General features: G+C 65.1%; 9 protein-coding genes. All 9 read right to left on the reverse strand.

Annotated elements, in window-relative coordinates; translation table 11 throughout:
• A partial coding sequence (locus tag VGQ94_11050; GenBank protein ID HEV2023046.1) for a 3-hydroxyacyl-CoA dehydrogenase NAD-binding domain-containing protein occupies positions 1-728 on the reverse strand: 728 nt, incomplete at its 3' end.
• Between the two features lie 3 nt (positions 729-731).
• The gene (locus tag VGQ94_11055) at positions 732-1,586 is read right to left on the reverse strand and encodes an FHA domain-containing protein (protein HEV2023047.1); all 855 of its coding nucleotides are present in this window, start codon (positions 1,584-1,586) and stop codon (positions 732-734) included.
• A complete protein-coding gene (locus VGQ94_11060) occupies positions 1,568-2,395 on the reverse strand; it encodes a Stp1/IreP family PP2C-type Ser/Thr phosphatase (GenBank protein ID HEV2023048.1) in 828 nt (275 codons plus the stop codon). The genes VGQ94_11055 and VGQ94_11060 overlap by 19 nt, the downstream gene beginning before the upstream one ends.
• Before the next feature lie 183 nt (positions 2,396-2,578).
• A complete protein-coding gene (locus tag VGQ94_11065; protein HEV2023049.1) occupies positions 2,579-2,983 on the reverse strand; it encodes a F0F1 ATP synthase subunit epsilon in 405 nt (134 codons plus the stop codon).
• Positions 2,984-2,997: 14 nt separating this feature from the next.
• Entirely contained in the window at positions 2,998-4,440 is a 1,443-nt protein-coding gene (atpD, locus tag VGQ94_11070; GenBank protein ID HEV2023050.1) for a F0F1 ATP synthase subunit beta, read from the reverse strand.
• Between the two features lie 131 nt (positions 4,441-4,571).
• The gene (gene atpG, locus VGQ94_11075) at positions 4,572-5,630 is read right to left on the reverse strand and encodes an ATP synthase F1 subunit gamma (protein ID HEV2023051.1); all 1,059 of its coding nucleotides are present in this window, start codon (positions 5,628-5,630) and stop codon (positions 4,572-4,574) included.
• Between the two features lie 40 nt (positions 5,631-5,670).
• Positions 5,671-7,209: a F0F1 ATP synthase subunit alpha gene (gene atpA / locus VGQ94_11080; GenBank protein HEV2023052.1), complete on the reverse strand. Its 1,539-nt coding sequence runs from the start codon at positions 7,207-7,209 to the stop codon at positions 5,671-5,673.
• A gap of 119 nt (positions 7,210-7,328) precedes the next feature.
• Entirely contained in the window at positions 7,329-7,874 is a 546-nt protein-coding gene (gene atpH / locus VGQ94_11085; protein HEV2023053.1) for an ATP synthase F1 subunit delta, read from the reverse strand.
• Positions 7,874-8,182 (reverse strand): ATPase (locus VGQ94_11090; protein HEV2023054.1); only part of this gene is annotated, 309 nt, incomplete at its 5' end. The genes VGQ94_11090 and atpH, both read right to left, overlap by 1 nt.

An 8,182-nucleotide genomic window follows, 5' to 3' on the forward strand; every position in this document is an offset into this window, starting at 1 on the left:
ATGTCGAGGCAGACGTCGAGGCCGATGAAGTCGGCCAAGGTCAGCGGGCCCATGGGATGCGCCATGCCCAGCTTGAAGACCTCGTCCACCGCTTCCGCTGTGGCCACGCCCTCCATCACCGCGTACATGGCCTCGTTGAGCTGCGGCATGAGCACGCGGTTGGAAACGAACCCGGGCGAATCGTGCACCTCCACCGGAGTCTTCTCCAGCTTCTCGGCCAGCGACTTCACAGTCTGGAAAGTTTCATCCGAGGTCTGTAGCGCGCGAATCACCTCCACCAGCTTCATCATGGGCACGGGATTGAAGAAGTGCATGCCGATGACCTTCTCCGGCCGCTGGGTGCAGGCCGCCAGCCTGGTAATGGAGATGGAAGAGGTGTTGGAGGAGAGGATGACTTCGGGACGGCAGAGGGAGTCGAGCTCGCGGAAGAGCGCGGCCTTGATCTCCAGCTTCTCGGTAGCGGCTTCCACGATAAAGTCGCAGGCGGCCAGCGCCTTGCGCTCCAGCGCCGGCCGGATGCGTCCCAGCGCCGCCGTGCGCTGTTCGGCGGAGATCTTGCTCTTCGCGACCTCGCGCTCCAGGTTCTTGCCGATGGTTTCCAGGCCGCGATCCAGGAAGCGCTGTTCCACGTCGCATAGCAAGACGTGAAAGCCGCTCTTGGCGAAGACGTGGGCAATGCCGTTGCCCATCGTCCCTGCCCCCACCACGCCTACGGTCTTGATCTCCATCCTCTAGTCTTGGTACTCGAAGTTCAGCTTCACGCCGAAGACCTCGATCGTGTCGCCCTCTTTCAGCTCCTGCTGATGGTCCAAGTCGGCGCCGTTGAGCTTCAGGTGCGCTTTCTTGTCCTGGGACGCCACAAAGTACTTGTTGTCTTGCTTGCGGACGATGGCGGCCACGTCCGGCGGCTGACGGAACATCGAGCCCTTCAGCTTGATGGTGGCCATCGCCGACTTGCCGATGACCGTGAGTTTGCCGCTCAACACGTAGCGCGGCTCGTCCGTCTTGCCTTCGAGCACGGTCAGCATCCCGGTGCGCTCCTTGGCAGGAGGGGGAGGAGGCGGTGGTGGTGGTGGTGGGGTGGGAACTACTGCGGGCATGGTTCCGGAGGCCGTAGGACCAACAGGGGCGGGCGCTGCCGGGGGCGCCGGGGCCGCCGACGCGTCCTCCCTGAGCGCCCTGGCCTGGGCCATCAGCTCCTTGGCTTTCTTGGTGTCCAGCACCACCGTAGCGTCCATCTGCGGCACCGCGGGCATGACCTGCGTGGGTACGCGCTGCTCCGGCTCGTCCTCGTGCCACTCGTCCTTGAAGGTGATGGTGTGCTTGCCGATCAGGATGTTGTCGTCGTCCTTCAGCGTCACCTTGCTCACCTTCTGGTTGTTGACGAAGGTGCCGTTCAGACTGTTGTTGTCCTCGATCACGTAGTGATCCGTCTCCCAGTAGACCTTCGCGTGGTGGCCGGAGACGGCGAGGTTATCCACCTGGATCATGTTGTCGGGCAGACGACCGACGGTCACGATGCCCCCCTGCGTCACCGTGACCTCCTTGAGGACGGCCTGCTCGAACTTCAAATAGAGTTTTGCCATTGCGGACTCCCTTTCCCGGACCATCTCCGATACCAGGGCTGTTCCACCACCCGCACCAGGACGCAGGTGATGTTGTCGTCGCCGCCGTCATCCCGGGCGGCCTGGATCAGCGCGTCGCAGGCCTGCGACAGTGTGGAAGCGCCCTTCACCAGCTTGAGCAGGGCGTTGTCCTTCACGTGTTTGGTGAGTCCGTCGCTGGCCAGCAGCAGGATGTCGCCGGGCTGCGCCACCATGTCGTCCACATCCGGCTCCACCGTCTCTTCCGAGCCCAGCGCGCGGATGATGATGTTCTGCATGTTGGATCGTTCCGCTTCCTCCTGCGTGATCAGGCCGCGGCGCACCTGCTCCATCACCAGCGAGTGGTCGTTGGTGAGCTGCTGGATGCTGTCCTTGCGGATCAGGTAGATGCGGCTGTCGCCCACGTGCGCGATGGAAAGGAAGCTGCCCTTCACCAGGGCCGCCACCACCGTGGAGCCCATGCCGGCGTGGCCGGCGTTCTTGGAGGCCGCCTCGAAGATCGACCGGTTGGCCAGGCGGATGGAGCTGGCCAGCGCGTTGGCGCGCTCCGAAACTCCCTCCACAACCTTGCCCTCCACCGGGTACTTGCCCGTCTCCCCTCCCGCCTTGCGGAAGTACTCCAGGATGATGTCCACCCCCATCTTGCTGGCCACTTCCCCGGCGGCCTGGCCGCCCATCCCGTCGCACACGATGAAAACACCGTAGCGGGTGTCGTAGCCGAAGTTGTCCTCATTGTTGGTGCGCACGCACCCGAGGTCGGTCTTTCCGGCTACCTGGACGCTCAGACTCATGAGTCCAAAAAAGAAGGCCTGCTGGCGTGATTAATCAGGCAGGCTACACCGCTCCTTGGGAGCATTCAAGGGGGAGTTCGTAGGCGGATTCTACCCAGCGGCCGGGCGGATTGGCAAGGACAATCGGCGCGGAACCTCTTGGCTTTCAGTCGGATGGCGCGGCGGCCGCTCCCTCCAGCTCCCTTAACGCTTGCCGGCCACCTCCAGCCGGGTTTGGGCGCGCTCCAAGGCCGTCTGGGCGCGGGGAAAGTCGGTTTCTGGATTTCCGCTGTTCAGGTGCGCCTGGGCGCGCTCCCGGGCGCGTTCGGCGCGGGGCGCGTCAATCTCGTCGGCGCGCTCCGCGATCTGCGCCAGGATGGTGACCTTCTCCGGCAGCACCTCGGCGAACCCCCAGGCCACCGCCAGCCGCTGGGTCTCCGCTCCCAGCCGGTAGCTGATCTCCCCCACCGCCAGCTCCGTGATCAGCGGGGCGTGGCCGGGCAGCACCCCCAGGTAGCCGTTCTTCCCGGGGATCTGCATCTCCTCGGCGCGGTCGTCCACCATCAGCTTCTCCGGGGTGACAATCTCGAGCTGGAAGGTCTCTGCCATGGATCGTTCGTCTCTTACGCCGCCGCCTTGAGCTTCTCGTTGCGTTCCAGGACCTCTTCGATGGGACCCATCATGTAGAAGGCCTGCTCGGGGATGTCGTCGTGCTTGCCTTCGATGATCTCGCGGAATCCCTTCACCGTGTCCGCGATCTTCACGTAGCGTCCCGGCAGCCCGGTGAACTGCTCGCCCACGTGGAAGGGCTGGGAGAGGAACTTCTGGATCTTGCGCGCCCGGGCCACGGTGAGCTTGTCGTCTTCGCTCAACTCATCGATGCCCAGGATGGCGATGATGTCCTGCAGGTCCTTGTAGCGCTGCAGCACCTTCTTCACTCCCTGCGCCACGTCGTAATGGTCCTGGCCCACCACCCGGGGATCGAGGATGCGCGAGGTGGAGGCCAGCGGATCCACCGCGGGATAGATGCCCAGTTCGACGATCTGCCGCGAAAGCACGGTGGTGGCGTCCAGGTGGGCGAACGTCGTAGCCGGCGCCGGGTCGGTGAGGTCGTCGGCGGGGACGTAGATGGCCTGCACCGAGGTCACCGAGCCCTTGGTGGTGGAGGTGATGCGCTCCTGCAGTTCGCCCATCTCCGTGGCCAGGTTGGGCTGGTAGCCCACCGCCGAAGGCATGCGCCCCAGCAGCGTCGAGACCTCCGAGCCCGCCTGCGTGAAGCGGAAGATGTTGTCGATGAACAGCAGCGTGTCCGCGCCCTCCTGGTCGCGGAAGTACTCGGCCACGGTGAGCGCGGTCAGGGCCACGCGCAGGCGCGCCCCGGGCGGTTCCGTCATCTGCCCATAGACCAGCGCCGCCTTAGAATGCTCCGGATCTCCGGGCTTGATGACGCCCGACTCGGTCATTTCCAGCCACAGGTCGTTGCCCTCGCGCGTGCGCTCCCCCACTCCGGCAAAGACGGAGAAGCCGCCGTGCTGCTTGGCCACGTTGTTGATCAGTTCCATGATGATCACGGTCTTGCCCACGCCCGCGCCGCCGAAGAGGCCAGTCTTTCCTCCCTTGAGGAAAGGCTGGATGAGGTCGATGACCTTGATGCCGGTCTCGAACATCTCCGCTGTCGTGGCCTGCTCGTCAAACGCCGGCGCCAGGCGATGGATGGGATGGCGCTCCTTGAACTGGATGGGTCCCAACTGGTCCACGGGCTCGCCGATGACGTTCATCACCCGTCCCAGCGTGCCCCGGCCCACCGGCACCGAGATGGGCCCGCCCTGGGAGATGGCTTTCATGCCGCGCACCATGCCGTCGGTGGGTTCCATGGCTACGCACCGCACCCGGCCTTCGCCCAGGTGCTGCTGCACTTCCAGGATCACGCTGATGGGCATGGGCACGGTGAAGCCCTCGCTGACCACGCGCAGCGCTTCATAGATGGGCGGCATATTGCCCTCGGCGAACTGCACGTCCACCGCGGGTCCGGCGACTTGAATCACTTTTCCGACGTTTTCTGCCATTAAGACCTCGTGTCTTTTATTCCTTACATCCCGAGCGCAGCGAGGGAGCCCTACCGTACCCAAACAGCTGCGTCAGGGTAGGGTTTCCTCGTTTCGGCCTTCGGCCTCCGCTCGGAATGTTTCTTGCAAGCTCATAGCGCCGCTGCTCCGCTCACAATCTCGATGATCTCTTTCGTGATCTTCGCCTGCCGCGCCCGGTTCATGGCCAGGGTCAGATCGTCGATCATGTCGCTGGCGTTGTTGGTGGCCGAATCCATGGCCGTCATGCGCGCGGCGTGCTCCGCCGCCACCGATTCCAGCAGCGCGTGGAAGATGCGCACCCCCACGTATCGCGGCAGCAGGCTGTCGAAGAGTTCGGCCGCCGGCTGCTCGTAGATGTAGTCCACGGGAGCGGTGGCGAAGCGGGCCGCCTTCTCGTCCATGCCCCGGGTATCGGCGGCGCGCACCGAAACGCCCGCGGTCGCCGCCGCCTCCACGTGGCGAAAGCGATCTTCCTCGCTCAACTCCTGGACCTGGCGGATGTCGGCGGTCCCGATCTCCTCGATGGGCAGGATCTCATCCACCACCACCCGCTGCGACACCACCGACTTGAACTCGTTGTACAGCAGATACACGGAGTCCACTTCGCCGCGGCTGTAGCAATCGATCACGTATTCCGCCAGCTCGTGCGCCTGCGCGAACTCCAGCTTCCCCAGCATGCCCACCCGCTCGCCCACGATCTGTATGGCGCCGGCGCGCTGCGGGCTTCCTTCCTCGGCGCCCTCGGCCCGCTGCGCTCGCGTGGGGAAGCGCCGCCGCAGGAAGTCGCGCCCCTTGCGCCCGATGGTCTCCAGATCCACGTTCCGGCCGGCCTGCGAGTCCAGGAAGCGCTGCGCCGCCTTGAGGATGTTGGTGTTGAAGGCGCCCGCCAGCCCTTTGTCCCCGGTCACCACCAGCAGCAGGACGTTGCGCGGAGGGCGCTGCGCCAGCAGCGGATGGCGCGCCACTCCCGTCTCCGGGTCGTAGATCTCGGCGCGCTGCACCAGCGACTTGAGCACCGCAGTGAGCATCTGCGAATAGGGACGCGCCGCCAGCGCGCGCTCCTGCGCTCGCCGCAGCCGTGCCGCCGCCACCATCTTCATGGCCTTGGTGATCTGCCGCGTATTCTTCACGCTGCGCACCCGGCGGCGGATGTCGAGAATGTTAGCCATCGAAACCTGTCATCAACTCCAAGTGACTGAAAAAAATAGCTTACTTATGGGCAGACGCCGCTTGCCGCTCGCTCACGAAGCGCTGTTTGAACTCCACAATCAGCTTCGTGAGATCCGCTTTGATGGCGTCGTCGAGCACCTTCTTCTCGGCGATGGTGCGCAACAGTGCCGGGCTCATGGTCTCCACGTGCTTGAACAGGCCACGCTCGAACTCGCGGCACTGCTCCACCGGCAGATCGTCCAGCGCGCCGCTGGTCCCGGCAAACAGGATGAGCACCTGCCGCTCTACCGGCAGGGGCGAGTACTGGTCCTGCTTGAGGATCTCGGTCAGCCGCCGGCCGCGGTTGAGCTGTGCCTGCGTGGCCTTGTCCAGGTCGCTGCCGAACTGCGCGAAGGCCGCCAACTCGCGGAACTGCGCCAGGTCGAGCCGCAGCGTGCCCGCCACCTGCCGCATAGCTTTGATTTGCGCGTTGCCGCCCACGCGGCTCACCGACAGGCCCACGTTCACCGCCGGCCGGATGCCGCTGTTGAACAGGTCGGTCTCCAGGTAGATCTGCCCATCGGTGATGGAGATGACATTGGTGGGGATGTAGGCGGAGACGTCGCCCGCCTGGGTCTCGATGATGGGCAGAGCGGTGAGGGAGCCTCCGCCCAGCTTGTTGTTGAGCTTGGCAGCGCGCTCCAGTAGGCGCGAGTGCAGGTAGAAGACGTCGCCGGGATAGGCCTCGCGCCCCGGCGGCCGCCGCAGCAGCAGCGAGATCTCGCGATACGAGGCGGCGTGCTTGGAGAGGTCGTCGTAGATGCACAGCGCGTGCCGCCCGGAATCGCGGAAGTATTCGCCCATGGCGCAGGCGGTGTAGGGCGCGATGTACTGCATGGGCGCGGGCTCGGAAGCCGTGGCCGCCACCACGATGGTGTAGTCCATGGCGCCGTAATCTGTCAGGATCTTCACCACTTGGGCCACCGAAGAGCGCTTCTGCCCGATGGCGCAGTAGATGCAGATCAGGTCTCCGCCCTTGTTGTTGATGATGGTGTCCAGCGCCACCGCGGTCTTCCCCGTCTGCCGGTCGCCGATGATGAGCTCGCGCTGCCCGCGGCCGATGGGGATCATGCTGTCGATGGCCTTCAGACCCGTGGCCATGGGCTCGCGCACCGGCTGCCGGTCCACCACCCCCGGCGCCAGGCGCTCCAGGGTGATGACCTTGTCGGTCGCGACCGGCCCTTTGTCGTCGATGGGCTCGCCCAGCGCGTTGACCACGCGCCCCACCATGGCCTCGCCCACCGGCACGCTCATGATGCGCCCTGTGCGCTTGACCTCGTCGCCCTCGCTGATCTCGGTGTAGTCGCCCAGCAGCACCGCGCCCACCTGGTCTTCCTCCAGGTTCAGGGCGATGCCGGCCAGGCCGTGGGGGAAGGAGAGCAGCTCGCCCGCCATCACCTTGTCCAGGCCGTGCACGCGGGCGATGCCGTCGCCCAGGGAGATGATGGAGCCGACCTCGTCCACCGCGACCCGCGATTCGTAGTTCTCGATCTGCTCGCGCAGGATCTTAGTGATTTCGTCAGCCTTGATCTGTGCCATATGGCTCTCTTAACCGAGTTCCTTCGCTTCGCTCAGAATTTCGCCGGCGGGCTCAGACGCCCGCCAAGCGTCTCAACTTCGTGATTTCGTCTGCCTTGATCTGTGCCATAAGTGAGTTCTCAGGTCTGGTTGGAGCTCAACTGTTCTTTCAGCTTCCGCAACTGGCCGCGCACCGAGCCGTCCCAGATGGTGCTGCCTACGCGGATGCGCGCCCCGCCCAGCAGGCTTTCGTCCTTCTGGTAGCGCGCCTGCACCTTCTTTCCCAGGACCGCCTCCAGGCGCGTGGTCAGCGAGCGCTTCTCTTCGTCGCCCAAATCGCGCCAGCTGGTGACCTCCGCCTCGGAAAAGCCGCGACGCTCATTCATCTCCACTTCGAACAGGCGCGCGATCTCGCCCAGGGCCCCGATGCGCCGGTTCTGCACCAGCACCGCCAGGAAGTTGCGCGCCACCGGCGACGCCCCGACTCTTGCCACCACCGCGTCCAGCACCTTGAGCTTCTGCGAAACCGGCACTGAGGGCGTCTCCAGCGCGATGCGCAACTCTGTGCTCACGGTCAGCGCCTGGGCGAGCGAGTTCATCTCTTCCACCATCTGGTCCGCGTCGAGTTTCCGCTCGACCGCCACATCGGCCAGCGCGCGCGCGTATCGGTTGTTGATCGCCGCCATTACTTGCTGTCCTTTCCCAGGTGGTCCACGAACTCTTGCACCAGAGCGCGGTCGGTGGCGGAAGTGATCTGGATCTTCTTCTCCGCCAGCGTGACCGCCAGCTCCGCGGCGTAGGACTTCAACTCACCCCGCGCCAGCCGCGCCGCCGCCGCGATCTCTTGCTGGGCGCCTTGTACGATCTTGGCCTTGGCTTCCTCGGCAGCCGTCCGCGCGGCTTCCTCTTCCTTCCCTGCTTCGCGGTCGGCAGCGGCGCGCATCTCCGCCGTCTCCGCGTCCAGCTTGGCCAGCCGCGCTTCGATCTCCGAAAG

Source organism: Terriglobales bacterium (assembly GCA_035937135.1).
Lineage (GTDB): Bacteria > Acidobacteriota > Terriglobia > Terriglobales > Acidobacteriaceae > DASYVL01.

What these genes read in the sequence shown, in the direction of transcription:
- VGQ94_11055 (HEV2023047.1), bottom strand. Translation starts at nt 1,586, where the DNA reads ATGGCAAAACTCTATTTGAAGTTCGAGCAGGCCGTCCTCAAGGAGGTC.
- VGQ94_11060 (HEV2023048.1), bottom strand. Translation starts at nt 2,395, where the DNA reads ATGAGTCTGAGCGTCCAGGTAGCCGGAAAGACCGACCTCGGGTGCGTG.
- VGQ94_11065 (HEV2023049.1), bottom strand. Translation starts at nt 2,983, where the DNA reads ATGGCAGAGACCTTCCAGCTCGAGATTGTCACCCCGGAGAAGCTGATG.
- atpD (HEV2023050.1), bottom strand. Translation starts at nt 4,440, where the DNA reads ATGGCAGAAAACGTCGGAAAAGTGATTCAAGTCGCCGGACCCGCGGTG.
- atpG (HEV2023051.1), bottom strand. Translation starts at nt 5,630, where the DNA reads ATGGCTAACATTCTCGACATCCGCCGCCGGGTGCGCAGCGTGAAGAAT.
- atpA (HEV2023052.1), bottom strand. Translation starts at nt 7,209, where the DNA reads ATGGCACAGATCAAGGCTGACGAAATCACTAAGATCCTGCGCGAGCAG.
- atpH (HEV2023053.1), bottom strand. Translation starts at nt 7,874, where the DNA reads ATGGCGGCGATCAACAACCGATACGCGCGCGCGCTGGCCGATGTGGCG.